The sequence below is a fragment of the Natrinema salinisoli genome (genome assembly GCF_020405205.1).
Taxonomy (GTDB): Archaea; Halobacteriota; Halobacteria; order Halobacteriales; family Natrialbaceae; genus Natrinema; species Natrinema salinisoli.
In genome coordinates, this window is sequence record NZ_CP084469.1 from 1,538,171 (window position 1) to 1,562,035 (window position 23,865).

A 23,865-nucleotide genomic window follows, 5' to 3' on the forward strand; every position below is an offset into this window, starting at 1 on the left:
TTCCGCCCGGGAATTCGGACCCTCTCCATGACGATACGGTTCAACGGGACGGGAGGACCAGTACTCGACGCGAGAGGGATCGTAGTAACCGACGGCGATCGAACACGACGACGAAATTGGCTCGGCAACTCATCGCGAAAAACGGACAACGGACAGTCCAGAGCCGTTTGACGGTAGAGATCGGGATAGTCCGTCCAGCTCCGAGCTGCCAAAACGAGTTGCCGAATCGAACGCACGTCGGTCGATGTCTGGTCCCTCGCGTCCGGCAGCCGTTGAAGCGCTAGATGCGCGTCCCGATCTCGGAGATATCGACGAGACCGCTCGCGACAGACAGCACTGCCCACACCGTTACGCCGGCAGCAACGACGGCGAGCAAGGTGGCGACCCCGGTGACGAACGGCTGCAACGCGACGACGGCAACGGTCATCGCGACGGTCACGCCGCCGGCGGCCGCGATCGACGACGCGAGACTGCGCCAGTGGAGGTCGAGTTCTCGGTCGATGAGAACCACGTTGTAACAGACCATGAGGCCGTAGCAGAGCGCCGTCGACATCGCCGCGCCGACGACGCCGATCGCCGGGATCAACACGAGGTTCAGCCCGAAGTTCAGCGCACCGGTGACTCCTTTCCCGATCGCCCGTTCCGTCGCCCGACCCAGATAATCGAGGCTATCGTTGGTGATCTTGTCGATCGCCTGAAACAGGACGAAGACGCTGAAAACCTGCAAGACGGGCGCAGCACCGGCGTATGCGTCGCCGAAGACGAACCGAATTCCCGGGTCAGCCAGGAGCACGATCCCGGCAACGGCCGGCAGGTAGACGAGGAGGACGTACTCGAGCGACTGTTCGTACACGCGAGCGGCTCGGTCGAGGTGATCGGCGGATTTGTGTTCACCGAACGTCGGTGCAAGGGTGAAGCCCAGCGAGTCAGCGGGCGCGATCACGAAAGTCGAGACCTGTTTGGCGAGTTCGTAAAAGCCGACGGCAACCGGCGTCAGGAAGAAGCCGACCATCAGCGTGTCAACGCGCTTGTACAATACGTTCGCACCCTGTGACGCCGTCAGCGGGAGACTGTACCTGGCGATCCGCGTCGACAGGCCGGGCTCGCTCGAGTCGGCGGTCGGATACGACGACACGATCCGGTAGAGGAGGACTCCGCCGACGACGACGGCGAGCAGATAGCCGACGACGAAGCCGGCCAGCGCGCCGTACGCACCGAAGCCGGCGACCAGGAAGAGCACGATGAACCCGAGCCGACCGACGCTCGAGACCGTACTGGTCGCCGCGGTCAGTGTGACCCTCCCGAAGCCCTGGAACGCGATCAGCAGGTAGCCGTGGGCGACTTTGACGACGATGTAGACGACGCCGAGCGCGAGCAACGGCTCCAACCGGGGTTCGCCGTACACGGTGGCGATCCAGTCGCGAGAGAGGACGAAGAGAAGACAGACCAGTGTGACAGTACCCACGTTGAACGCGACCGACGAACGGACGATGTGCGGGATCTGGGACTCGTCGGTCTCCCGGTACTCGGTGACGAATTTCGCCATCGATTTCGGGATCCCGAGGGTTCCGAACAGCGTCGCGATCGAGAAGACAGCGATGGCGAGGAAGATGAGCCCGTATTCGTCGGGTGAGAGGAACACCCGCGTGAGCAACAGGATGATGGCCCCCTGTGCCCCGAGTCGGAGCAGCTGCGCGCCGAACGTGGCCGTGACTCCGCGGACGATACGCTGTGAGAGAGACATCGTGAGCAGTGAGTGGGGGCTATCGCCGCCCGATTAGAGGTCGGCGGAGACCGACGACTCGTCGTCTCGCGTCTCCGACCGTTCCCCCGCGTCCGCCACCTCCGGCAGATCGGCCCCGTCCTGCGGGCGAGCGGACTCCCGAATCGCTTCCATAATGCGGATCGTCCACTTCGACTGCTCGAGCGGGACCGGCACGTCGGACCCACCCTCGATTGCGTCAACGAACCCGTCGAATATCGCACAGTGGGAATTCGTCTCGGTTTCCGCCTCCCAGCTGTCGTCGAAGCGAGACACCGCGACTGATTTCGCGTTCTCGAGCGTACTGGTGACCTGTGCCAGCGACACGTCGAGGCTCTTCTTCGAGCGAGCGAGGACCGATGACGTGTAGTCCTCGTTGACTTCGTAGAGCGACTGGTTGATCTCGTCGACGATCAGCGACTTCTCGGTCCCGGTGATCACGTGGAGGCGCTGGGGCAGCGATCCCGAGATCATCGTCACGTTACAGAGCGCGCCCGCCTCGGAGACGTACTGTGCCTGTGCCTGATCGTACTCGAAGCCGTCCTCGTAGTCCGTCGAGAGGACGGTCTGTGCGGAAATATCGTCGCCGCGTTCCGGCCAGCCGCCGACGCCCAGGATCGAGTAGATCGGATGGGGAAGCCCCTCTTCGAACTCGCCGCCGGGCAGCTCGAACACCCACGAGCCGCGGTTGACCTGATCCGGTGGCGTCAGTCCCGCGTAGAGGACGTCCACGGACCTGATCCGCCCGAGTTCGCCGGCGTCGATCAGCTCGCGAGCCTTCCGGGGTGCCGGATAGAACAGGTGATTGTGAATGACCGTCGCTGGCGTTTCGTATTCCTTCGAGAGGGCGATGAGTTCCTCGGCCTCCTCGACGGTGACGGTCGCCGGCTTCTCGATAATGACGGCGACGCCGGCTTCGATCGCCTGCCGCGCGATATCGAAGTGTGTCTGTACCGGCGTGCACACGTGGAGGCAGTCGAGTTCGTCGAGGAGATCGGTGAAATCCGTCACTGCCATCGTCCCGAATTCCCGAGCCCGCTTCCTGGCCAGTTCCGCGTCGATATCACAGACCGCGACCAGTTCCATATCGGGGTTGTCCCGGGCACCGGCGAGATGCGCCCGCGAGACCGTTCCCGCGCCGACAACTGCGGTTCGCACGACCATGTGCGGACCGTCACCTCACCCGTCATTAGTTTTAATCCGGTTACTTCACTGTGGCTAACTATCTCTCGGCGTACTGTCCGTATACGATACCGCTTACCGGGCGTGACATCCATCCATCCCGACGGACCTACACCACGGCGGGCGGTGGGACGGGACTGGCGGCTTCCGGACCGATGTCCTTCTCGAGGGAGTCGCGAATCGAGGCGGGCGTGGACGCCACGGGTAGAGTACTGGTACTGGTCGAGAAAACGGCTCCCGCGCCGAGAACAGCTGCTGGCACGCGACTGTTCCGGTAGTGGATGACGGTCGTCGGGAGCCGTTCGACTCTACGTAAGCGGATGCTAAAAAGCTTCTTTGCGGTCACGAGGGGACGCCGCGGTGATCGGATACGGGGGTCACGCGACGGGACCGTACTCGGTGTTCGCGAAGACGATCAAATCAGTGCTTAAGAAACCGACAACCGGCAGCGAACGCCGCTCGAACGGACGTCAGCGGACAGTACTATCGGGGTCCGGTCGCCACACGATCGCAACCGTCGCGATTAAGGGTTACTCGATACGGGACAGTTTGCCGTCGACGTTGCGTTCGCGGGAGCGGTTCCGGACGACGTGGGCGACCGAGAGACAGAAAAAGGCACCGACGACGACGCCGGCGAGGGCGGTCAGCGGGAGGGACGACAGCACCGGCACGCCGAGAACCGCCGCGCCGAGAAAGGCAGCGCCGATCACGCTGAGACCGGCGTACCACCGGTCCCACCGGTCCTGTCGATGCGTGTCCGTATCGAGGTACATCATTAACAGGTCGGCGTTATCGGCCAGCGAAATCAGCCCGCGATCCTGATCGTACTCGACGATTCCGGCGTCGTCCATCTTCGGCAAATGGGTCTGATAGAGCGCGACGTAGACGCGCTTGCGCTGATCCGAGCTGAGCGCGTCCACCTCGGTTTCGTTTTCCCACGCGGCAATCTGTTCCGCGAGTTCACCGAGCGTCACCGTTTCGTCGGCTTCCAGCAAGTATGCGAGAACCTCGCGTCGGCGTCTGTTTTTCAAAAGTTCGAAAATAACGTCCTTCGAAAGGCGTTCGTCTCCGTCGGCGTCGGCGACGGATGCGATTTCGTCGGGCAAGGACGTATCGATCGAGGACATTATGAGGACCCTCCTGTCGTATCGGTTCCATTCGAGCACGACGCCCCCTGGGCACGGTGCTCGACGTCACCGAAGCGTCGGCTTGACGGTGACCGCTGTACGTTCGAACGGCGAGTCGGGATCACGTTTGACACACCAGGTTGTACACCAACAGAGATACTCTTAAACACGGCCACGTTTCGCACCGTCTGCAAAGGGGGTACGCGGCGACTTCTCGAGGGGAGTATCGCAACGCCCGAGGACCGTCGTGACGGGCGGTTTCGGCTCTCCCAGAAGCCGAACGGTACTCGGCGATTGCGCCCGTATATCGACCTCGTACGGGAGATATCTCCGGATGAAGACCGGACGCTGGCACGGGGTGGAGGGCTGGTTACCAACACGGTGCTAATTCCGAAAGTCCGAAGCAACCAATATAAAGTCAACCAACAGTTCACGCACGAACAACGGATTTACACCGTGAATCGGAGGTTTACGTTAGCTATTCGACGAAACGAGTACCACGTTTCATGTTGCATGTGTTCATTGCACACACTGGGTCGAAGCGAACGGACGACGGTCGCTTCACCCGGACAGGACCGATGGGACACGGTCTCGACGCGACCGTCACACCGGTCGCTCGGGGCGGATGACGGTCGCATGGTCTATCTTCCGTTCTCTCTTTCGATGGCGAAGACGGACTCGTTTGGGACTGCATTCCGTCGCTCGGAACTGGTCACGTGATTCCCCGCCATTGATTCGGCGGATCGTCGCAGTGACTGACAGCCGCAATGTAGTAAGTCGCTGTTTCCCGCGAAACCATGTGAACCCCTTACAGTGCCGGCCCGGTTTCCCCCGGTAGTGATGACGCGGTCTATCATTGATCAACACAGCAGCGAATCACAGTCCGAGGAGGTCGAGACTGGATTGTGTCCCGACTGCGAGACAGACACGATCGTCCACGATCCGGACCGCGGTGAGCAAGTCTGTAAGGAGTGTGGGCTCGTCCTCACCGAGGATCCCATCGATTACGGGCCGGAGTGGCGGGCGTTCAACGCACAGGAACACGACGAACTCTCCCGCGTCGGTGCACCGTTGACCCAGTCGATGCACGACCGCGGGTTAACGACCACCATTGATTGGCGGAACAAGGACGCCAACGGCCACTCGATGTCGGCCGACAAACACGGCCAGCTCCATCGGCTTCGCGTCTGGCAGGAACGAATTCGCACGAAAAACGCGGGCGAACGCAACCTCAAGTACGCCCTCTCCGAGATCGACCGGATGGTTAGCGCGTTAGGCGTTCCCAAGCCGGTCAAGGAGACTGCAAGCGTCATTTACCGGCAGGCACTCGAGCAGGACCTCATCCGCGGCCGCTCGATCGAAGGCGTCGCGACCAGCGCGCTCTATACTGCGTGTCGGAAAGAGGACATTCCCCGCAGCCTCGAGGAAGTAACGTCGGTTTCACGGGTCGACCAGCGGGAGATCGGGCGGACGTATCGGTACATTGCGGACGAACTGGACATCAATCTCGAGCCGACGAACCCCCGACAGTTCGTGCCGCGCTTTTGCTCGGAACTGGATGTCGACAAGGACGTCGAGACCAAGGCCATCGAGATCATCGATCGCACGACCGAGAAGGGGCTCCACTCGGGCAAGTCACCGACCGGGTTCGCCGCCGCGGCCATCTACGCCGCCGGCCTCCTCTGTGACGAAACCATCCCGCAGCGAGCGGTCGCCGACACCGCCCAGACGACCGTCGTCACCGTCCGGAACCGGTATCGCGAGCAGCTCGAGGCGATCGACCAGCAGCCGGCTACATGATCGACCGCTCGTCCTCGCCGCCGCCCTCGGTGTAGAGGGCTTCGTCGGCAAGCGCGTGGAGGTTCTCGTAGGGGACGAACGCGATGAACGCGTCGTCGTCGCCGTAGAGTTCGACGCCGTTCTCGGTGTGATCGTACCGTTCGCACTCGATCTGTCCTTCGGGGAGGATTGCACGGTACATATTGGGATTCGATGTCGTGCAGTCAAATATAGCTATCCGGAAACGGGAGACAGACTCGCCTCGCGGGAGCGTCGCCGGAGACCGCCGAACGAAATCGGTTTACCCGCACCGCCGTTACGACTCGCCAGTGACCGACGAACGTTCTTCGGAGCCAACCGACGACGAGCGAAGCGAGTCCACGGCACCGGGTAGTGCGGAGCCGACCGATGCGGGCGAGGAGAACGCCACGGGCGACGAGAACGACCCGAAAGACGACTTCACGATCGCCGATTTCCACGACGCCAGCCAGCAGGAGGGACGGCCGGTCCTCACCGCCGCAGCCGTCTCCCGTGCCCTCGAGATTTCACAAGAAAACGCCAACGACCGACTCGAGGCCCTCGCCGAGAACGGCGCCCTCGAACGCCACGCCGTCTCGACGGACCCGGTGGTCTGGTATCCCAGCGAACTCGAGGATCTGACCGACAGGGAGCGGGTGGTCGTCTTCCCGAAGCGCCGGGAGATCATCGTCGATCGACCCGACCAGTTCACCCGCGCACAGCTCTCCCAGTTCGCTCACCTCGCCGATGCGAACGGCGAGCAGGGCTACCGCTACGTCGTCCGCCCGGAGGACGTCTGGGGGACGCCACACGACTCGTTCGACGACCTCGCGCGGACGATGCGGCAGGCGCTGAGCCAGCGCTCCGCGGACCTCGAGGACTGGGTCGAGAGCCAATGGGATCGCGCCCACCAGTTCCGACTCGTGACTCACGAGGACGGCTACACCGTGCTCGAGGCCCAGAGCCCCGAGATCATGGGCAACGTCGCCCGGCAGAAACTCGACGAGGAACACGTCCACGCGCCGATCTCCGAGACCGAAGACTGGGTGCAGGAGGGGTCGGAGGCCGCGATCAAGCGGATCCTCTACGAGGCCGGCTATCCGGTGCAGGATCACCGCGAACTCGAGTCCGGCGAGGAACTCCCGATCGATCTCGAGGTTCGGCTGCGGGACTACCAGCAGACCTGGGTCGATCGGTTCACGGAGGCCGGCGAGGGCGTCTTCGTCGGCCCGCCGGGGAGCGGCAAGACGGTGGCCGCGATGGGCGCGATGGCCCACGTCGACGGCGAGACGCTCGTCCTCGTCCCGAGTCGCGACCTCGCACAGCAGTGGGCCGACACGATCGTGGAGTACACCTCGCTCGAGCCCCACCAGATCGGCCAGTACCACGGCGGCCGGAAGGAGGTCCGGCCGGTGACGATCGCCACCTACCAGATCGCGGGGATGGATCGCCACCGCTCACTGTTCGACGATCGCGAGTGGGGACTGGTGATCTTCGACGAGTGCCAGCACGTTCCCTCGGACGTCTACCGACGGAGTACGCACCTACAATCGAAGCACCGACTCGGCCTGTCAGCGTCGCCCATTCGGGAGGACGACCGTCAGAAGGAGATCTTCACCCTCGTCGGCCCGCCGATCGGCACCGACTGGGAGGCGCTGTTCGACGCGGGCCACGTCGCCGAACCCGAACTCGAGATCAGGTACGTTCCGTGGGGCGACGACGAGCAAGCGAACGCCTACGGCTCGGCCGAGGGCCAGGAGAAATACCGAATCGCCGCGCGGAACCGGGGGAAGATCGACGAGGTCCGCTACCTGCTGTCGGCCCACCCCGACTCGAAGGCGCTCGTCTTCGTCGACTACCTCGAGCAGGGCCGCGAGCTCGCCGAGGCGCTCGACGTGCCCTTCCTCAGCGGCGAGACGCCACACCACGAGCGGCGGCGACTGCTCGAGGAATTTCGGCGGAACGAGCGGGATCTGCTGCTCGTCTCCCGAGTCGGCGACGAGGGGATCGACCTGCCGACGGCCGATCTCGCCATCGTCGCCTCCGGCCTCGGCGGCTCCCGCCGACAGGGAACCCAGCGCGCCGGGCGGACGATGCGGCCCGCCGGTGGTGCGCTCGTCTACGTCCTCGCGACGCGGGGAACGCGCGAGGAGGACTTCGCCCGGAAGCAGCTCCGGCACCTCGGTCGGAAGGGCATGACGATCCGTGAGCAGACGGTCGATCGCGAGGACGACGGGGACCGCTGAAATCGGTTCAGTGGCTCTCGACCTCCGCTCTCGGCGGCGGGTCCGGTTCGACGGATTCGACGGTTTCGACGCTGACGCCGACGCCGGCCTCGAGTTCGCGTCTCGCGACCGCGTCGAGGTCGCCGTCCGCGGCCGAATCGAAATCGACGCGGACGCGGAGTTCGACGCTCGTGTCGTTGAGTCCGGGCGAAACCTGGCGAACGTCAGCATCTTCGATCGCATCGACGGCATCGATTCGGTTCACGATTCGAACTGCGCCGTCGGCGAGGCTGCCGGTCGCGCCGAGCGGGACGCGCACGGTCAGCGTCGCCACGACTGGTTTTGCTGGTCGGTTCATACTCCCCCGTCGAGAGTCGAACTCGACGTTCGGGCCCGTTGCCCGCGTGTTCCCGGTACAACACGGGGGAAAGCGATCCCCGCGCCGTCGCGATCAATGCTGACCGACCGCCGAGCTCGCCTGGCAGACGGACCGAACGGGCCCCGAAAAACCAGATCCAGTCGGCTCCGGCCGAGCACCGATTTACGCGGCGCGGACGGAGCCAGTGCCGACCGATTCCGGTCGCGATGACCGGCTAGGATTCCGTCCATCACCGCCGTGCCCGGTTCCGCCCCCGTATTCGTATGGGGGTTCGGCCGTTGCGATCCGCATCCCCGACGGACGCTGGTCAGGGATGCGGATCGGTGGGATGGATGGGATCATCGATCGGCGAACGATCACAGCATCTAACGACAGTAATATAATCCTTTTCAGCGTGTGTTCACACACAACACGGTTCGTCCCGTCTCCGCGAGCGAATCGGAATCGAGAGAGGCACTGGTCACGGAGACCGGACCGGCAGTAGCACCGACGCGTGACCGAAATAGCCGTCGGCTCACCGGTCGTGGCGAGGCCAATATTGAAGGTCACGTGTTCGGACTGTACTGATAGTATGAACGAGTCGCGCACGATCGGGGTGGGACGTCGGTGAGCGACGGCGCCCAGCAACGCCAGATTCTCGTCGGCGAGACGGCCGACGGTGTGGACCTGAAGTTACCCGTGGTCGAACTGCTCACGGGTCGCGGGTTCGTCACCGGCAAGTCGGGATCGGGGAAGTCGAACACCGCGTCGGTCATCGCCGAGGAACTGCTCGAGGCCGGCTACCCCCTGTTGATCGTCGACACGGACGGGGAGTACTACGGACTGAAGGAGGAGTACGAGATGCTCCACGCCGGGGCCGACGAGGAGTGTGACATCCAGATCGGGCCGGAACACGCCGAGCAGATGGCCACGCTCGCGCTCGAGGAGAACGTCCCGGTCATCCTCGACGTCTCGGGCTACCTCGACGAGGACGTGGCCGACGAACTGCTCAGGGAGGTCGCCCGCAACCTGTTCGTCAAGGAGAAGAAGCTCAAGAAGCCGTTCCTGCTGGTCGTCGAGGAGGTCCACGAGTACATCCCGGAGGGCGGCGGCGTCGGCGAAACCGGGAACCTGCTGATCAAGATCAGCAAGCGCGGGCGCAAACACGGGCTGGGTATCGTCGGCATCAGCCAGCGGCCGGCCGACGTCAAGAAGGACTTCATCACGCAGGCGAACTGGCTCGTCTGGCACCGCCTGACCTGGGACAACGACACGAAAGTCGTCGGTCGGATCATCGACACGGAGTACAAGGAACTCGTGTCCGATCTCGACGACGGACAGGCGTTCGTCCAGACCGACTGGACCGAGATCGACGTCCGGAAGGTCCAGTTCCGACGAAAGCGAACGTTCGACGCCGGGGCAACGCCCGGCCTCGACGACTTCGAACGGCCCGAACTCAAGTCCGTCTCGGACGCGCTGGTCGGCGACCTCCAGGAGATCTCCGAGCGCAAGGACCGCGAACAGGACCGGATCAACGAACTCGAGAACGAACTCGAAAAGAAGGAGAAACGGATCGAGACTCTCGAAGACGAGCTCTCCTCCGCGCGGGACGTCTCGAGCGCGGCCAGACAGATGGCCGACGCCCTGCAGAACACGGACACCATCCAGTCGGAGCTTCCGGGAACTGACGGGGATCTGCGCCGGCTTCACGAGGAGGTCACCGAACTCGAGAGCGAACGCGACGAACTGCAGGAGACGCTCGCGACACGCGAGGATCGGATCGAGGAACTCGAGACCGAACTCGCGACTCGAGCGGACGAGATCGACCGTCTCCGGAGCGAGAACAGGGAGTTGCGGAGCGTCGTCCGCGACCTCAGCTACGAGGAGAGCTACGGGTCGGACGGTACCGATGCCGAGGACACGGGTACCGAGGAGAGCCCGGAGGATGAGGGCTCGTCGATCGTCCACGCCGGCGGCGAGGACCACGAGTACGGGTACACTCCCGGCCCGGAGGAGTCCGACGCGGAGTCGGACCCGGACGGGAGCGAGGAACGGGAGTTCGTCGTCGCGGACGAGAAACGCGAACTGTCGGAGTTGCTCGAGGTCCCCTGGATCGGCGATCGAGTGACGCGGGCCTGCGAGGGGTCGCAGTGTTCGACCGACACGGCCGAGGAGATTCTGGGCGTGTTCGCACGGAACGGCCCGCTCGAGGCGAAGCGCGTCGCAGATCACGTGGATCGATCGCGAGTCGCGGTCCAGAGTCTGGTCTCGGAGCTTCGGACGGAGGGATTGCTCGAGCGATCTGGGGAACGGACCTACGAGCTGTGCGACGACGTCCGCGAGGAATTGCCGGCGGCGACCGCGAACACCGAGTAGCTGGATTCTGACGTATCGGCAGTCACGAGCACGCGGTCGAAGTCACCGCCGGAGTCGATCGCCGACCGCGTCGATCGTCGACGGGTCGATCCCCTGGTGGACGGGGAGTGCGACGAGTTCGTTCGCGAGTCGGATCGACGTTTCGTAGGTCTCGTCTTCGCGGACGGACCGACGGAGGATCGGCCAGGAGTGAGCGCCCACGACGCCGGCGTCGTTCAGTTCGTCGAGGAACGCTACCTGGTCACTGGCTCGGACCGCGAACTCGTAGGGACTGATACCCGCTGGAAGGGCGTCGTAGAGCGGGGTTACGTCGTCGCGTCCGTCCAGCACTCGCTGCCACGCGCGGAAGTTCTCACGACGCGCGGCCCGGATCGGATCCGGATCGGCGACGCTGGCGACGGCCCCCGAAATCCTCGACATGGGTATCTTGGCGTCATCGTACCGACTGCGAGGGTCAACCGACGACGGATCGACGTCATCGGAGAGGACGATGTCGACCGACCGTTGAAGCGACGGAACGGTTTCGAGGAGCCTCCTCGCGACTGACGTCGCCACGAACTGGCAGTCCGCGGTCCCCACTCGGTCCGACCTGCCGGCCAACGACGACGGCTCGAACTGTGCCCGAACCTCGTCTCCGGTACGGTAGAGCACCGCTCCGTCGGGAACCGGAAGCAGTTTTCGCAGCGTCGTGACGCCGAAGTCGCCGTGGGTTCCCAGCAGCGTCCCGTCGTGGACGCTGATCGGGGCGTGTGCGTTGTCGTCAATGTGATAACAGTCGTGCTCGTCGGTCAGCGCGGCGATCCGCTCGAGCCCCGGCTGCGGGAAGCCGAAGTAGTTGACCGACATGACGGCGGCGGTATCGTCGTCGATCCGCGCCTCGAGATCGGCGAAATCCGGTGCGAACGTCTCCCGGATAGCGTAAAACCGGGACTCGAGGCCGAGTTCGTGGAACGGTTCGACGACCGCAGGCGAGAGGTACGCCGGTACGAGGACGTTCTCACCGGGGTCGACGAGGCCGGCGAGACCGTCGCGGAGCGCGATTTTGCCCGAGCCGTAGTACGTGTACGTGCTGTCCGGAGCGTGCCGCTCGACGAACGAGCCGATTCCGTCCCCTGATTTCGAACGCGACGCGTCGAACACCGAAGGAGTTGCGCGGATCATATGGAGAAACGGTGCGTCGGGGCACCAGTAGAGCGAATCATCGACGTAATACAGTACTGACCGTGCCCTTAGTGATAGGGTCGATACAGGCCGGGGACGCAGGGACAAGAGCTACTTACTCGTCTCGGCCGCGATCGACAGTCTCGGCGTCTGAACTGGTATTCCGAGCGTACAGTCACCAGTACGAGCCTACAACACCCCAGCACATTGCATAACAAAGCACCGGCGAACGGATATCCCCGCTATGGCAGGTTCGACGGACGAAGAGGACCTTCGTCTGCTCGTCGTCGGGTTGGACGCCGGTTGTCGACCAATACTCGAACCCCTTTTCGAGTCGGGAGACCTTCCGACCCTCCGGGGACTCTTCGAGCGCGGAACGTCGGGACCGCTCGAGTCCCAGATTCCGCCGTGGACCGCGAGCGCCTGGCCGTCACTGTACACCGGGAAGAATCCGGGCAAGCACGGCGTCTACGACTTCCTTTCCTTCGACGGTTACGACTGGGACGTCGTCAACGCGACCCACGTCAGGGCGCGGCCGATCTGGGAACTGCTGAGCGACCACGGGCTCTCGAGCGTCGTCGTCAACGTCCCCGTGACCCATCCCGCTCGTCCGTTCGACGGCGCGTTGATTCCGGGACTGACCGCTCCCGAGGATCCGGACTGCCACCCGGAGGGGATCCTCGAAGACGTTAAGCTGGCGTGTGGCGGCGAGTACTGGCTCTACCCGCAGAGCGGGCCACACCCGGACCGATCGATCGAGGGGTACGAACGCGCGATCGAACTCAGAGGGAAGGCGTTTCGATACCTCGCCCGGCGGTTCGACCCCGACTTCGGCTTCCTTCAGTTCCAACAGACCGACTCGGTGTTTCACGAGCGACCCGGCGACAAACGAGCGATCGAGGCGGTCTACCGCGAGGTCGACCGACAGCTCGCGGAGACGCTCGAGCGAACCGACCCCGAGAACGTGCTGGTCGTCAGCGACCACGGCATGGGCCGAGTGACCGGCGACGAGTTCCGGGTCAACGAGTTCCTTCGAGACCGCGGGTACGTGAGTGTTCGGAGCGACGGCGGTGGCATGCCCAACTGGTCAAAGTCGTGGGAGAACGACCTGCTCGAGGGGTCGGAGGCCAGTGATCGCGAACCGACGCCGCTCGAGCGGGCGATGAACGTCGCGGCGACGGTCGGACTGACGACCCAGCGCGTCGCGAGCGCACTCGACCGAGTGGGGCTCAAGGAAGCGGTCGGTACGCGGGTGCCCAACGACGCGATTCGGGCGGCGAGCGAACAGGTCGATTTCCCCGAGTCGGAAGCGTACGTCCGTTCGAAGAGCGAACTCGGCGTCCGGATCAACCTCGCCGGTCGCGAGCCGAACGGCCGGGTTCCCGAGTCGGCGTACGAAGCCGTCCGCGAGGATCTCATCGAGGCGCTGTCGGCAGTTCGAACGCCCGATGGCGAGCCGATGTTCGACGCCGTCGAACCGAGGGAAACCCATTTCGACGGACCACACGTCGAGGCGGCACCTGACATCGTAACGGTTCCGCGCGGATTCGATACCGCAATCGCAGCCGACCTCGGGAAAGGGCAGTTCGGCGAGCCGATGGAACCGTGGAATCACAAGCGAACCGGTATCGTCGCGGCCGCCGGCTCGACGTTCGACGAGTCCGCCTCGCTCGAGGGGGCGACGATCTTCGATATCACGCCGACGATCTGTTCGCTCTTCGACGTCCCGGTCGACGCGGCGATGGACGGCGAATCGCTTCCGATCATCGAGGGGAGTGCGGAACAACCGTACCCGGCGTACGATCCGGCCCCGCGTCGAACGACCGACGGCAGGGCCGTCGAAGAACGGCTGTCCGAATTGGGGTACCTATGAGCGTCGAGATACGCGTCTGTGACCCGCGAGCCGACGGGGACGAGTGGAACCGCTACGTCGACCGCTCCGACGGGACGAACCCGTTTTTCCGGGCCGAGGCGCTCGAATTGCAGGCGGAGGATACCGGGTCGACGCCGCACCTACTCGCCGGATTCAAGGGACAGGAACCGGTCGGACTCTTTCCCGTCTTCGAGTACGCCAGGGGTCCCGTCACCGGGGCCTTTTCTCCGGCCCCCCACTCGTGGACGGCGTACCTCGGGCCCGCGCTCCTGAACGTCGACAAACTCAAACAGCGTAAGGCCGATCGTCGGATCAAACGCTTCCTCGAGGGCTGTCTCGAGTGGATCGGCGAGGAGATATCGCCGCTGTACAGCAAATTCGTCACGGGCGAGTTCGACGACGTCCGGCCGTTCGTCTGGAACGGGTACGACATCGAACCCGGCTACACCTACGTCGTCGACCTCGACGGCACCGAGGACGAGCTACTGGACGGGTTCAGCAGCGACGCGCGGAGCAACATCCGGAACGCGGACGACGACCGGTACGTGATCGAGGAAAGCGACGCCGACGACGTCGAGCGCATCGTCGAACGGGTCAGGGAACGCTACGAGAGCCAGGGGCAGCCGTTCGGTCTGAGTACTGATTTCGCGCGATCCCTGTACGAAACGCTCCCTGACGGGTCGATTCGGCCCTACGTCTGTCGCGTCGACGGCGAGTTCCTCGGGGGCATCCTGGTCGTCGAGTCCGACCGGACGCGCTACCGCTGGCAGGGGGGCGTCAAACCGGACGCCGACGTCGACGTCGCGATCAACGACCTGCTGGACTGGCACGTCATGCGCGACGGGCTCAGCGAGGGGATCGACGAGTACGACCTGGTCGGTGCCGGGGTGCCCAGCATCAACCGGTACAAGGCGAAGTTCAACCCGCGGCTGGTGACGACGTACGAGATCACGGCCGGCGCGTTCGGGATCGACCTCCTGGTCGACCGGTATCAGAAACACCGGTAGCGAGCCGCTCCGTGGTGTCGTGTCGTCGTTCGTCCGTAGGCTATACGCTGCCCCTCTCTAGAGACACTCCTCGAGCGCCCGTCGGTGGAACGCGATCGAATCGTCGACCGCGAGTTCCGGATACCGCGGGTTGGTCACGTCGCCGGTCGAATCGACGGCGCTGTCGGCGATCGCGGCTGCGCGCTCTGCACTCGACACTGTCGGGTACCGTCTGACCCGCGTGTAGCCGGCTCGAAAGGCATCCCGGAGGGGATCCGGGTCCGAAACGTACCAGTCCGCCACGAGGTACTCGGCTTTCGCAACGGCCAGCGACGCCGGGGCGGCTAGCGGTGCCTCCCAGTCCAGCAGTGCGGTCACGTTCCCGTCAGCGACGAGCGCGTTTCCGGGCCGGAAATCCCACGGGTAGAGCCGGGTTGGGGGCGCGGATTTCCGTGGGGGGTCAGTAACCAGTTCCCGCAACGCGGTTCGAATCGGGTCGAAGGGCTGCGGCAGTCGCCCGACGGCCCGATCCGCATAGTCACCGAACCATGCATCCCACTCCTCTCGATCAGCGGTGAGCGTGTCGCCCGTCGGAACGAGCGCGCCGCAGCCCGCGAACTGGAAGGCCTCGTGGAGCCGGGCGAGAGACGAGCCGAACGACTCGACGACCGTCCGTCTCGTCTCCGACGTCAGTTCGGGGAAGCGCTCGTGGAGATTCTCGCCCGGGACGTACTCCGTGAGCAGATACGCGACGTCGTCGTGACGGCCGAATGCGAGCACGGGTGGGACCGGAACGTCGGTTCGTTCCGAGATTTCGGTCACCAGCGTCGCTTCGGTTCGCAACCGCACCTGCTCGTCGCACACCTGCACTACGACCGGGGGGCGCTCGCGGAACCAGACGACCGCCGTCTCCTTTCGGTTGCCGCGGCGTATCGGTTCTACTGCTCGGGGTCGATCGTCGATGCACTCGAGTGCGACCGCAGCGCCGGCCCGCAGTTCGTCGTCGTCGAACGCCTCTCCCCACGGCTCGCCGGTCATCAGCGCTCCACCAGGATGTCGGGGAGGTCGGCCAACGAGTCGATCACGTACTCCGGATCGTAGGGTCCGGGATCGCCGTCCGGCCCGCGAAGCCACGCGACCGGGAGGCCCGCGTTCTGTGCGCCCGCGACGTCGTATTTGGGCGAATTCCCGACGTACAGGGCTCGCTCGGGTGAGGTGTCGAGATCAGTGAGCGCGCGCTCGAACGGCGCTGCGTGGGGCTTCTTTCGTGGGAGGTCCGCGGCGTAGACGACGGCGTCGAACCGGTGTGCAACGTCGAGCGCCTCGAGTTTCGCCCGCTGGCGCGTTTCCGGGCCGTTCGTGACGAGCCCGACCGGTCCGAGGTCGGCCGCGCTGTCGAGGGCACGCGCCGCACCGGCGGCCAGCGATACCGCCGTATCGTCGACGCCCGCCTCGAGCGCTTCGGCGAGCGCGATCGGATCGACGTCCGTCCGACCGTATTGGGCGGCCAGCCGGGCGAACCCGGCGCCGATATAGCCGGGCCAGTCGTCGTGGTCCGGCGGGCCCTCGAGCGCCGCCCAGAGCGACGGGGGATCGCCGAACGGCTCCACGCCGGCGCGCTCGAACGCGGCGGCGTACAGCGCCTCGGTATCCCGGTCGGGATGGCACAGCGTTCCGTCGAGGTCGAAGAGAACGGCATCGAATGCTGCCACGCGGACTAGTTCGCCGGATGGCGCAAAAACTTCGCGGTGCTCCGGAATCGGTTATCCAGCGAATTCGGTCGGTGGTGAGGTCGAATACGGCGGCCACCGTCGTACCCCGATCTTCCCCCTAGTCGTCGCCGTCTTCGATCCCCTCGAGGACGGCAGCGGAGACCGGACAGCCACAGGGAGCGGCCTCGTGGGTGATCGGACCGTAACTGACGACCAGCGCGATCGGTGTGTCACAGCGGGGACACCGAGGTGGTACGCGCCCCGCCGGTGAGTTCCTCGCAGGGGTCGAGGAGGCGTCGGCGCTCAGGTCGCCGGTTTCCTCGGGTTCGTCACTCATCGGTCCCTCCCGACGTTGTGCCGCAGTCGTCGGAGTCGGGACTCGAGCGTGACCGGTATTCGAATGTGATTCTGTCGTCGTTCGAGGAGTTTATATTTCGGTGGAGGTAAGTGGAACATGGCTTGCAAACGGCTCACGTTTGGAAGCCAGCTCTCGGGTGTCCCATCACCCGGGGCATTTCACTGCATGCCCGCCGCTTCGTTGGAACTGCCTTCCGGATAAAAATTCTACAGGTGTGAACTTATATCTAGTGAAAGATTTGAATGATTAGTTTCTCGAAGGCAACACTGTCGTGTTCCCGGCTGTAGTTTTACACGGGACACTCGAGTACCGACGCGGGAACCCGGAGCCGCCTCGTGGTGGACTCCCGGAACCGCGGTCCAGGTTTCGGCCGTTCTACAGGCGGAACAGGTCGAGTGCCTCGGGGCTTGACCCCGAGGGTGAAGGCCGTAAGCCCTGCTGAACAACCCACTCCTCGGACACGCTATCAACCAATACGCTTAAGTATATCCAAAGGATATACACAGGTATGGCGGATCGCTTTGAAATCGACGGCGAAGAAGTTCTCGACGGTGAGGTCAAACCATTCGGGAACAGTGCCCACGTCACCGTCCCGAAACGGTGGCGTGGAGCCGACGTGAAAGTCGTCCGAACATCAGAGCCCACCGAACCAGACGAAGGATGACCGACTCACAGGCTCTCGTCAAGACTCTCGACTTCCAACTCGACATCCGGAGTGACAACAAGAGCCTGCTGCACGACGCCTGCCTCGAAGCACGGTCGGCGTACAACGAAACCATCCGACTCGCCAAAGAAGGCGTGGACTGGGGCGCGATTCCTGACCGCGTGGCCGACGACGCCACCCTCGTGAAGAACACGACACAACGTGTCGTCGCCAAAGCACTCGGGGCGATGGAGAACTACTACGAGTATGACGACTTCGGCCAGCCGAGCCACATCAAGGACGGCGCGTACCCACTTCGTTCGAACTACGAGGAAGGGTACAACCTGTCGCTCACCGACGACGGCGACGTGACCTTCCGCATCAGCGCGAAACCCTACAAGCACATCAAAGGCGTCCTCAAAGGTGACGACACCCACCTCGATATTCTCAAGACGGCGCTCACGAGCGACGAGTGGAAGATTGGGACGGCGGAAGCCTTGTTCCACAACGACAACCCTGAGTTGCACGTCAACGTCACCAACACCGAGCAGACCGTTCGAGACAAGCAGGACTCGCGGACGGTCGTCGGTGTGGATGTGAACGAGGACAACGTGGCTCTGACTGCGCTCTCAGAGGATGGCGTTGAGGACTCGTTGGTTATCGACTTCCCCGAAATCAAGTTCGAGCGTCACCGCTACTTCACGATGCGGAAGCGCGTGCAAAACGCGGGGAAGGATAGCATCCACGACACACTCGAAGGGCGCGAAGAACGGTTCGTCCGCGACCGACTCCACAAGGTGAGCCGTCACATCATGGAGTGGAGTCGTCAGTTCGAGAAGCCGTGCATCGTCTTTGAAGATCTCAAAGAGATGCGCGACAGTATCGACTACGGCACGCGGATGAATCGACGCTTGCACCACCTCCCGTTCCGCACCCTCCAATACTACACGTCATACAAGGCGTCGTTCGAGGGGATTCCGACCGCGTGGATAAATCCCGAATACACGAGCCAAGCGTGTGCGCTCACCGACTGTGAGCATACCGAACGGGCGAACCGCCACAAGAAGCGGTTCAAGTGTCGCTCGTGCGGGCATCAAGACCACGCGGACAGAAACGCCAGCGTGAATGTTGCCAAGAAGGGGGCAAAGAAACTCAACTGGAATGTGCCTGCTCTCAACAGCCTCCCACAGGTACGGAAGGTGCGACGGCAGGCATCGGGGGTCGTGGACGCCCCGACCGTGACCCACGATACCGTTCGAGGTTATCAGACCGATGGTGTCGTGGGAGTGTCCAACTAATCCACGGGAAGCCTCGAGGCTTAACCCAGAGGCGGTTCACTCCGCGATCCGGTACTTCGACTGGCGAGCGTCTTCGAGACACGCGCGACTGGTCACGAGCCCCTGGTCCTCGAGCTTCCCGAGCGCGTACCGGACGGTCCGGGGACAGAGCCGGGATTCGGCCGCGATCCCCTCCTGGGTTAGCGGAGCCTCGTACTCGAGGACTTTGTAGACCAGTTTCGCGCTGGGCGGGAGTTCAGAGACCGAGCCGTCGGGAGTCCCATCAGCGCCGTTCTCGTCGGATTCGGCAGCTTCGTCGACATCAGTATTCGGTCCGGTCGCGCTCATAGGCGGTGATCGGTCCGGTCGATCCGGGGTGGTCCGGACGGCAGTACTCGAGGTGGCGATCCGTCGGTACTCGTCGCGCCGGGCGGCCGGGCCCGTCTCGTCGTTCCGTCGACCGCTGGGGGCCGCCGAGAGGTGGCAGGATGCGTCGGTACCATACTCGCTCGAGCGTACCGGCGTGAGACGTATATACGGCACCGACAGTTCAGAACGACAGGGAGGAACTAACGGTCGGTCGGCGCGGCTGAGAGCCACATCGGACGCCCGTTCGATGCCGTGTGCCGTCCGGAGCGGTCGTCGACCATCGGGGCTCGATCCGCGCCACAGTGGCGATCCCGTGAACGATAGCCGACCGCATCGGGCGACCGCAGTAACCCGTGCATAGTAAGGCGATCGCCACACTGAGAGGATGATATGTTCGGAACCAGCGGCATTCGCGGGCGGGTGGGCGACGAGGTGACGGCAGCGCTGGCGCTGTCCGTCGGCCGAGCAGTCGCCTCGGAGGGGTACGAGCGGGTCGTCGTCGGCCGCGACGTCCGCGAAAGCGGGTCGATGCTCGTCGACGCGATCACCGCGGGTCTGTGCGAGTGCGGCGCGGACGTCGTGACGGTCGGCGTCGAAGCCACGCCGACGATCGCCCGAGCGATCGCCCACCTCGATGCCGACGCGGGGATCGTGGTGACGGCCTCGCACAACCCGCCCGAAGACAACGGTATCAAGCTCTGGAACCCCTCGGGGAAGGCGTTCGGTCCCGACCAGCGGGCGGCGATCGAGCGACGAGTATCCGAGGACGGCTACGACCTGGCAACGTGGGACGGCGTCGGCCACCGAACCCACCGCGAGGGCGTCCGGGAACACCACGCCGACGCGCTCCGGAAGGCCGTCGCCCTCGAGCGGTCCCCCAGCATCGTCGTCGATCTCGGGAACGGAGCCGGCGGAGTGACGGCGTCGGTACTCGACGAGCTGGGCTGTCGCGTCCGTACCCTCAACGGACAGGAAGACGGCTCCTTCCCCGGTCGACCGAGCGAACCGACCGCGGAGACGCTCGAAACCCTCTCGACGCTGGTCGCGGAAACCGATGCGGAACTCGGCGTCGCACACGACGGCGACGCCGATCGGATGGTGGCCGTCGACGAGACCGGGACGTTCGTCCCGAAAGACGCGTTGCTCGCCCTGTTCGCTCGAGAGGCGGCAGCGGAGGGTGATCGCGTGGCCGCACCGGTCGATACCAGTCTCGCCGTCGACGACACGCTGGCCGGCGTCGGCGCGTCGCTAACCCGGACCCAGGTCGGGGACGTCTACGTCGCGGAACGGACGACCGAACCCGACGTCGTCTTCGGCGGCGAACCAAGCGGTGCCTGGATCTGGCCGGAGGAAACCCGTTGTCCGGACGGCCCGCTGGCCGCATGCAAGCTGGTCGAACTGGTCGCGGAGCAGGGATCACTGTCCGAACTGGTCGACGAAATCGAGGCGTATCCGATTCGGCGGACGTCGATCGAGGTCGCGGACAAGGCGGCAGTGATGGGCGACGTCAGCGAACTAGTGTGTAGCCGGTACGAGACCGTCGATACGCTCGACGGCGTTCGCGTCGAGACCGAAGACGGCTGGTTCCTGCTTCGCGCGAGCGGCACGCAGCCGCTGATCCGGGTCACCGCGGAGGCGCGATCGCCGTCCGACGCCGAGACTCTCTTCGAGACTGCACGGGACGTCGTGGCGGGGGCTGCTACGATGGAAACCTGAGAGAAAGAGAGAGGCGAAACTGATACCATCGGACCGGTTTCGCGTAGAATACGGGTCACGGCGGTGCGCACGGAACGGCCGTCGGTCGGTGCGATCGGGTTATCTGGCTTCCTCGGGGATGAAATCGGACGTCTTCATTTCACGGTACGTCGCGCAGTCGGGGCAGGCGTGGACGACGTCGCGATTGTCGCCGAACACGCGGGCGAACTGGCGCGTCACCTGGTTGCCACAGTTGACACAGCGCGGCGCAGTCGTGTGCTGTTCGGACGTCATTGGCGTCCACTTCGCGGATGGGTCCGTCGACATCAACAGGCCATAGCGATAGAACGGTATTTACTATAGACAGCATAATAGACGAGCCCCGCGTTAGTCCGATATTTCAGGCGATAGCAATTGGCATGGAAGACAGTCCGGGTATCGGGACTTTCAGCGGCTCATTCGGAAGAAATGGGATATTTCGGCGGAGTAATACAGTATTTTGTGACCGGAAATCCGTTCGGCCGACTCCACGATCGACCTCGGAACGCGTTCGGCTCTCCGGTCCGACCGTCGCAGTGATTTCCGCTGAAATACGAAATCCCTCACGGCCGGTCCGTCACCGGTAGCCTCTGTTCCTCACTCGACGGTAACGCTCTTCGCGAGGTTTCGCGGCTTGTCGATCGGCCGACCGAGGAGGTCCGCAGCGTAGTAGGAGACGAGCTGGAGCTGGACGTTCGCGAGCAATCCGGCGAGATCCGGAACGGTCTCGGGAATCGCGAGGTGCTCGTCGGCGGCGTCGACGGCCGGATGCCCGTCGGGACAGACCGCGATCACGGGTGCGCCGCGAGTCTGTGCTTCCTCGGCGTTTTTCAGCGTCTTCTCGTCTTCCTGACCGGTGAATATCGCGAACACCGGTGTCTCGGGCGTGACGAGCGCCAGCGGGCCGTGTTTGAGCTCGCCGGAGGCGAAGCCCTCGGCGTGTTCGTACGTGATCTCCTTGAACTTCAACGCGCCCTCGAGTGCCACCGGGAAACCGAGGCCGCGGCCGATGAAGAAGTACGACTCGCTGTCACTGTACCGCTCGGCGATTTTTCGAGCGGTCGACTCGTCGAGCAATCGCTCGATTCGACCGGGCATCGCTTCGAGTTCCGCGAGGTGGGCCTCGAGATCGGCTGGTGGATCGCCCAGTCGGTCCGCGGCGATGCGCTGGGCGAGCAGCGTGAGCATGACGGCCTGGGAGGAGAACGTCTTCGTCGCGGCGACGCCGATCTCCGGTCCGGCGCGGATGAAGAGCGCGTCGTCGGCCTCGCGAGCGGCCGTCGACCCGACGACGTTCGTCACCGTCAGGGTGTCCGCGCCCGCGGCCGTGGCCTGCCGGAGCGCGGCGAGCGTGTCGGCGGTTTCCCCGCTCTGGCTGACCGCGATCACGAGGGTGTCGTCGTCGACCGGCGGGGCCGAGACGCTGTACTCGTTCGCCAACAGGGCGGTCGACCGGATGCCCGCTTGATTCAACACGAGCGAGCCGTACAGCGCCGCGTGATAGGACGTGCCACAGGCGACGAACTGGACGCTATCCACGTCGGCGAACGTTCCCGACTCGAAATCGGCCAGGGCGATTCGGCCGTTCGTCGGATCGATCCGCCCCTCGAGCGCCTGGGCCAGCGACGTCGGCTGCTCGGTGATCTCCTTGAGCATGAAGTGATCGTACTCCCCTTTCCCCGCTTGCTCGGGGTCCCACTCGACCGTCTCGGGCGTGCGCGTGATCGGGTTCCCCTCGCAGTCGGTGAACTCGACGCCGTCCTCGTCGACGATGACGACGTCGCCGTCCTCGAGGTAGACCACGTTGTCGGTGTACTCGAGGAAGGCCGGCACGTCGCTCGCGAGGAAGTACTCGCCGTCTTCCATCCCGACCACGAGCGGCGACCCCTGCCGGGCTCCGTAGAGGACGTGCTCGCCCGAGACCATCACGGTGACGGCGTAGCTGCCCTCGAGTTCGTCGATCGCCTGCCGGAAGGCCGTTTCGCTGTCGAATCCGGCATCGAGGTAGTACTGGACGAGATGCGGGATGACTTCGGTGTCGGTGTCGCTCGTGAACTCGTAGCCGGTCGCCGCCAGTCGCTCCCGCAGTTCGGCGTAGTTCTCGATGATCCCGTTGTGGACGACCGCGACGTCCTCGCTCTCGTCGGTATGCGGATGAGCGTTCGCGTCGGTCGGCGGCCCGTGGGTGCTCCAGCGGGTGTGACCGATACCGACCTCGCCCTGGAGGGGGTCGCGGATCGATTCTTTCAGCTCTTGGACCTTGCCGGAGCGTTTTTCGACGTTGATTCCGGATCCGTTCTGGACGGCGATACCGGCCGAATCGTACCCGCGGTACTCGAGATTTTCCAGTCCGGTCAGCAACGGCTCGATCGCGTTGCCGTCGCCGACACGTCCGATGATTCCACACATCGGCTGATCACCGACCGCCGGTGCGGTCGAGACGGTCGTTTCGCCCGGGGATCGTATCGATTTTCGCGGACGGTACGTCGTCGAATCGACCGTGTCCCGGGGTGGTCGAGAGACAGCGTGAGGTGTCGTGCTGATCGGTGGCCGGTCGTCGAACGGGGAGACGGTACGCAACCATAAGCGGAATTCAAACGATGCGAACCCATTACTATAGACGGACTACTGAATCCCGTAGTCACCAGGTACTCCGCCGCTGATTCGCGGTGGTGACGCTTTCGAGTCCGACGACGGACGGCGTATCACACCGCTGTGTTCGACAGTCGTTGGATTAGCGCCGCTCTTTTGGGTCGTTTCCAGTGATCGAGGCGTTCATTTGAAAAGTACGATAAACGAACGGCCGATCAGCGTTCGGGAACGGTGTCCCGAACGGTCGGTACGAACCCCCAACTATCGGTAGGGACAGGAAACAGCGGACACCGATCGCGGCGGTGGGGACCGGAGCGGCGATCGTCCAGTTCG

Annotated in this window: 20 protein-coding genes; 8 read left to right on the forward strand and 12 right to left on the reverse strand. The window is 64.2% G+C overall.

Features of this window, described 5'->3' with window-relative positions:
• Positions 1–280: 280 nt before the first annotated feature.
• The 3 genes from LDB05_RS07580 to LDB05_RS07590 form a co-directional block, all read right to left on the reverse strand.
• Complete coding sequence (locus LDB05_RS07580; protein ID WP_226007316.1) at positions 281–1,744, reverse strand: oligosaccharide flippase family protein; 1,464 nt, start codon at positions 1,742–1,744, stop codon at positions 281–283.
• Positions 1,745–1,777: 33 nt separating this feature from the next.
• The gene (locus LDB05_RS07585) at positions 1,778–2,926 is read right to left on the reverse strand and encodes a Gfo/Idh/MocA family protein (RefSeq protein ID WP_226007317.1); all 1,149 of its coding nucleotides are present in this window, start codon (positions 2,924–2,926) and stop codon (positions 1,778–1,780) included.
• 548 nt (positions 2,927–3,474) lie between these two features.
• The gene (locus LDB05_RS07590) at positions 3,475–4,071 is read right to left on the reverse strand and encodes a DUF7344 domain-containing protein (protein ID WP_226007318.1); all 597 of its coding nucleotides are present in this window, start codon (positions 4,069–4,071) and stop codon (positions 3,475–3,477) included.
• Positions 4,072–4,911: 840 nt separating this feature from the next.
• Here LDB05_RS07590 and LDB05_RS07595 point away from each other — a divergent pair.
• A complete protein-coding gene (locus tag LDB05_RS07595; RefSeq protein ID WP_226007319.1) occupies positions 4,912–5,871 on the forward strand; it encodes a transcription initiation factor IIB in 960 nt (319 codons plus the stop codon).
• Here the strand turns inward: LDB05_RS07595 and LDB05_RS07600 are convergent.
• Complete coding sequence (locus LDB05_RS07600; protein WP_226007320.1) at positions 5,864–6,052, reverse strand: hypothetical protein; 189 nt, start codon at positions 6,050–6,052, stop codon at positions 5,864–5,866. The genes LDB05_RS07595 and LDB05_RS07600 overlap by 8 nt on opposite strands.
• A gap of 127 nt (positions 6,053–6,179) precedes the next feature.
• Here LDB05_RS07600 and LDB05_RS07605 point away from each other — a divergent pair, with 127 nt between their 5' ends.
• Complete coding sequence (locus LDB05_RS07605) at positions 6,180–8,114, forward strand: DEAD/DEAH box helicase (protein ID WP_226007321.1); 1,935 nt, start codon at positions 6,180–6,182, stop codon at positions 8,112–8,114.
• 7 nt (positions 8,115–8,121) lie between these two features.
• Here the strand turns inward: LDB05_RS07605 and LDB05_RS07610 are convergent, their stop codons facing one another.
• Positions 8,122–8,451, reverse strand: coding sequence for a hypothetical protein (locus LDB05_RS07610; protein WP_226007322.1), 330 nt, complete (start codon positions 8,449–8,451; stop codon positions 8,122–8,124).
• A gap of 627 nt (positions 8,452–9,078) precedes the next feature.
• On the opposite strand from LDB05_RS07610, the gene LDB05_RS07615 reads away from it, so the two are divergent.
• Entirely contained in the window at positions 9,079–10,827 is a 1,749-nt protein-coding gene (locus tag LDB05_RS07615) for a helicase HerA domain-containing protein (RefSeq protein WP_226007323.1), read from the forward strand.
• Positions 10,828–10,869: 42 nt separating this feature from the next.
• On the opposite strand, the gene LDB05_RS07620 is transcribed toward LDB05_RS07615, so the two are convergent.
• Entirely contained in the window at positions 10,870–11,988 is a 1,119-nt protein-coding gene (locus tag LDB05_RS07620; RefSeq protein WP_226007324.1) for a DegT/DnrJ/EryC1/StrS family aminotransferase, read from the reverse strand.
• 244 nt (positions 11,989–12,232) lie between these two features.
• Between LDB05_RS07620 and LDB05_RS07625 the strand changes: the two genes are divergently transcribed.
• Both LDB05_RS07625 and LDB05_RS07630 read left to right on the forward strand, forming a co-directional pair.
• A complete protein-coding gene (locus LDB05_RS07625; protein WP_226007325.1) occupies positions 12,233–13,861 on the forward strand; it encodes an alkaline phosphatase family protein in 1,629 nt (542 codons plus the stop codon).
• Entirely contained in the window at positions 13,858–14,868 is a 1,011-nt protein-coding gene (locus tag LDB05_RS07630) for a lipid II:glycine glycyltransferase FemX (RefSeq protein WP_226007326.1), read from the forward strand. Before LDB05_RS07625 ends, LDB05_RS07630 begins: the two co-directional genes overlap by 4 nt.
• A gap of 57 nt (positions 14,869–14,925) precedes the next feature.
• Here the strand turns inward: LDB05_RS07630 and LDB05_RS07635 are convergent, their stop codons facing one another.
• The 3 genes from LDB05_RS07635 to LDB05_RS07645 all read right to left on the reverse strand — a co-directional run bounded on the left by LDB05_RS07635 (position 14,926) and on the right by LDB05_RS07645 (position 16,896).
• Positions 14,926–15,885: a phosphotransferase family protein gene (locus LDB05_RS07635; protein WP_226007327.1), complete on the reverse strand. Its 960-nt coding sequence runs from the start codon at positions 15,883–15,885 to the stop codon at positions 14,926–14,928.
• Complete coding sequence (locus LDB05_RS07640; RefSeq protein WP_226007328.1) at positions 15,885–16,559, reverse strand: HAD family hydrolase; 675 nt, start codon at positions 16,557–16,559, stop codon at positions 15,885–15,887. The genes LDB05_RS07635 and LDB05_RS07640 overlap by 1 nt, the downstream gene beginning before the upstream one ends.
• Positions 16,560–16,677: 118 nt before the next feature.
• Positions 16,678–16,896, reverse strand: coding sequence for a hypothetical protein (locus LDB05_RS07645; RefSeq protein WP_226007329.1), 219 nt, complete (start codon positions 16,894–16,896; stop codon positions 16,678–16,680).
• Between the two features lie 529 nt (positions 16,897–17,425).
• On the opposite strand from LDB05_RS07645, the gene LDB05_RS07650 reads away from it, so the two are divergent.
• Both LDB05_RS07650 and LDB05_RS07655 read left to right on the forward strand, forming a co-directional pair.
• A complete protein-coding gene (locus LDB05_RS07650; RefSeq protein WP_226007330.1) occupies positions 17,426–17,581 on the forward strand; it encodes a DUF2080 family transposase-associated protein in 156 nt (51 codons plus the stop codon).
• Positions 17,578–18,858 (forward strand): transposase, encoded by a 1,281-nt coding sequence (locus LDB05_RS07655; protein ID WP_226007331.1) that lies wholly within the window; start codon positions 17,578–17,580, stop codon positions 18,856–18,858. The genes LDB05_RS07650 and LDB05_RS07655 overlap by 4 nt, the downstream gene beginning before the upstream one ends.
• A gap of 36 nt (positions 18,859–18,894) precedes the next feature.
• Here the strand turns inward: LDB05_RS07655 and LDB05_RS07660 are convergent, their stop codons facing one another.
• Positions 18,895–19,185 (reverse strand): MarR family transcriptional regulator, encoded by a 291-nt coding sequence (locus LDB05_RS07660; RefSeq protein ID WP_226007883.1) that lies wholly within the window; start codon positions 19,183–19,185, stop codon positions 18,895–18,897.
• A 411-nt stretch (positions 19,186–19,596) separates the two neighbouring features.
• Here LDB05_RS07660 and glmM point away from each other — a divergent pair, with 411 nt between their 5' ends.
• A complete protein-coding gene (glmM, locus tag LDB05_RS07665) occupies positions 19,597–20,922 on the forward strand; it encodes a phosphoglucosamine mutase (protein ID WP_226007332.1) in 1,326 nt (441 codons plus the stop codon).
• Between the two features lie 99 nt (positions 20,923–21,021).
• Here the strand turns inward: glmM and LDB05_RS07670 are convergent, their stop codons facing one another.
• Together LDB05_RS07670 and glmS are read right to left on the reverse strand one after the other, a co-directional pair.
• Positions 21,022–21,228, reverse strand: coding sequence for a DUF7563 family protein (locus LDB05_RS07670; RefSeq protein ID WP_226007333.1), 207 nt, complete (start codon positions 21,226–21,228; stop codon positions 21,022–21,024).
• A 309-nt stretch (positions 21,229–21,537) separates the two neighbouring features.
• A complete protein-coding gene (gene glmS, locus LDB05_RS07675; protein WP_226007334.1) occupies positions 21,538–23,349 on the reverse strand; it encodes a glutamine--fructose-6-phosphate transaminase (isomerizing) in 1,812 nt (603 codons plus the stop codon).
• Positions 23,350–23,865: the final 516 nt, after the last annotated feature.

What these genes read in the sequence shown, in the direction of transcription:
- LDB05_RS07635 (WP_226007327.1), bottom strand. Translation starts at nt 15,885, where the DNA reads ATGACCGGCGAGCCGTGGGGAGAGGCGTTCGACGACGACGAACTGCGG.
- glmS (WP_226007334.1), bottom strand. Translation starts at nt 23,349, where the DNA reads ATGTGTGGAATCATCGGACGTGTCGGCGACGGCAACGCGATCGAGCCG.
- glmM (WP_226007332.1), top strand. Translation starts at nt 19,597, where the DNA reads ATGTTCGGAACCAGCGGCATTCGCGGGCGGGTGGGCGACGAGGTGACG.
- LDB05_RS07600 (WP_226007320.1), bottom strand. Translation starts at nt 6,052, where the DNA reads ATGTACCGTGCAATCCTCCCCGAAGGACAGATCGAGTGCGAACGGTAC.
- LDB05_RS07630 (WP_226007326.1), top strand. Translation starts at nt 13,858, where the DNA reads ATGAGCGTCGAGATACGCGTCTGTGACCCGCGAGCCGACGGGGACGAG.
- LDB05_RS07625 (WP_226007325.1), top strand. Translation starts at nt 12,233, where the DNA reads ATGGCAGGTTCGACGGACGAAGAGGACCTTCGTCTGCTCGTCGTCGGG.
- LDB05_RS07590 (WP_226007318.1), bottom strand. Translation starts at nt 4,071, where the DNA reads ATGTCCTCGATCGATACGTCCTTGCCCGACGAAATCGCATCCGTCGCC.
- LDB05_RS07670 (WP_226007333.1), bottom strand. Translation starts at nt 21,228, where the DNA reads ATGTCGACGGACCCATCCGCGAAGTGGACGCCAATGACGTCCGAACAG.
- LDB05_RS07580 (WP_226007316.1), bottom strand. Translation starts at nt 1,744, where the DNA reads ATGTCTCTCTCACAGCGTATCGTCCGCGGAGTCACGGCCACGTTCGGC.
- LDB05_RS07655 (WP_226007331.1), top strand. Translation starts at nt 17,578, where the DNA reads ATGACCGACTCACAGGCTCTCGTCAAGACTCTCGACTTCCAACTCGAC.
- LDB05_RS07620 (WP_226007324.1), bottom strand. Translation starts at nt 11,988, where the DNA reads ATGATCCGCGCAACTCCTTCGGTGTTCGACGCGTCGCGTTCGAAATCA.
- LDB05_RS07585 (WP_226007317.1), bottom strand. Translation starts at nt 2,926, where the DNA reads ATGGTCGTGCGAACCGCAGTTGTCGGCGCGGGAACGGTCTCGCGGGCG.
- LDB05_RS07595 (WP_226007319.1), top strand. Translation starts at nt 4,912, where the DNA reads ATGACGCGGTCTATCATTGATCAACACAGCAGCGAATCACAGTCCGAG.
- LDB05_RS07650 (WP_226007330.1), top strand. Translation starts at nt 17,426, where the DNA reads ATGGCGGATCGCTTTGAAATCGACGGCGAAGAAGTTCTCGACGGTGAG.
- LDB05_RS07660 (WP_226007883.1), bottom strand. Translation starts at nt 19,185, where the DNA reads ATGAGCGCGACCGGACCGAATACTGATGTCGACGAAGCTGCCGAATCC.
- LDB05_RS07645 (WP_226007329.1), bottom strand. Translation starts at nt 16,896, where the DNA reads ATGAGTGACGAACCCGAGGAAACCGGCGACCTGAGCGCCGACGCCTCC.
- LDB05_RS07610 (WP_226007322.1), bottom strand. Translation starts at nt 8,451, where the DNA reads ATGAACCGACCAGCAAAACCAGTCGTGGCGACGCTGACCGTGCGCGTC.